This window comes from Chryseobacterium sp. MHB01, assembly GCF_034651565.1.
In the GTDB taxonomy this organism is placed as follows: Bacteria; Bacteroidota; Bacteroidia; order Flavobacteriales; family Weeksellaceae; genus Chryseobacterium; species Chryseobacterium nepalense.
The window spans coordinates 1-1,242 of sequence record NZ_JAYEDA010000043.1 but is presented as its reverse complement, the minus strand read 5'-3'; the positions used below and the strand labels follow the sequence as shown (position 1 = coordinate 1,242).

Genomic DNA, 1,242 nt, shown 5'->3' with positions numbered 1-1,242 from the left:
GAAAATAATAGAACAATTAAAAACCTTAATGAAAGGGAATCTTGAAAAAATATTTCGTCAAAAACTAAGATTTAAAAGTAGTCAGGGAAATTATTTTTCTGATTGGAAAACAATAAAATTAGATGCGATTTGTGACATAAAAAAAGGAGAACAACTGAATAAAGAGGATTTAACAGATACAGGTAATTATCCTTGCTTGAATGGAGGTATGGACTTTTCGGGATATACTGACAAGTTTAATTCTGATGAAAATACAATTACAATAAGTGAAGGTGGAAATTCTTGTGGTTTTGTAAGTTTTATGAAGACTAAATTTTGGTTAGGTGGTCATTGTTATAAAGTTATCTTAAAAAAAGATATCTCTACAAACTTTTTCTTCTATTTACTTAAGTTTTATGAGCGAGAGATAATGAATTTAAGAGTAGGTTCAGGGCTTCCAAATATTCAACAGAAAGATTTAAAAAATCTACAATTATTAATTTCTCATGATATTGAAGAACAAACTAAAATCGCCAATTTCCTATCTTCTATTCAAGAAAAAATAGAAACTGAAAAACAAATTTTAGAAAGGTTGGAGCTTCAGAAGAAGTTTCTTTTGGCTAATTTGTTTGTTTAACTTAAGAGGTCTTCTCTACTATTTCTTAAACAAAAAGATTTTGTAATAAATATTTTTTTTGATTTTCGTATTGAATTAAAAGAGAATTTTCAATATTTATTTTATCATCTAAGGATATAAAAAAGTTAGCAATTCTTTCTTGTTCTTTCAATGAAGGGATTTGAACTTTCTCTTTTTTATAATCTTTAAAATAAATATGCGGGATTGTGCTGCCTGTTACATATTTTTTAAAATCAATTCTTGAAAGTAATAGAAATATGAAATATAGATTTACATTTTTAGATTTTATTATGTCTAATGTGCCTAATACCGATGACTTTCCTTTGCAATAAAGTAACCTTCCAACACCAGCTCCGTCTTTTATTATTGACACGTAATCATTTTCAACTTCATAAAAATCAATATTTTTCAAAATTCCAGTTGCACCATAAATTGGATAATCTCCTATGCTATCCTCGATTTTATTAGCCGAAATACTAGAAGATTGTTTCTCACAAATATCTTCAAGTTTACTTTCTTGCCAATCCGGAAACTCATTATCATTATCATCCTGGAATCTTAATTTTTGTTCAAATAATAAATCTTTGAGATTTGACATTTGGGATGTCAATTGGGCAATTATTTTC

At 27.1% G+C, this 1,242-nt stretch carries 2 protein-coding genes; one reads left to right on the top strand and one right to left on the bottom strand.

All coding sequences use genetic code 11. The annotated features are described in order from the left end of the window. On the top strand, positions 1–616 hold a 616-nt coding region (locus U9K52_RS21165; RefSeq protein ID WP_322928019.1), incomplete at its 5' end, for a restriction endonuclease subunit S. Between the two features lie 25 nt (positions 617–641). On the opposite strand, the gene U9K52_RS21160 is transcribed toward U9K52_RS21165, so the two are convergent. After that, positions 642–1,242: restriction endonuclease subunit S (locus U9K52_RS21160; protein ID WP_322928018.1), on the bottom strand; the 601-nt coding region annotated here is incomplete at its 5' end.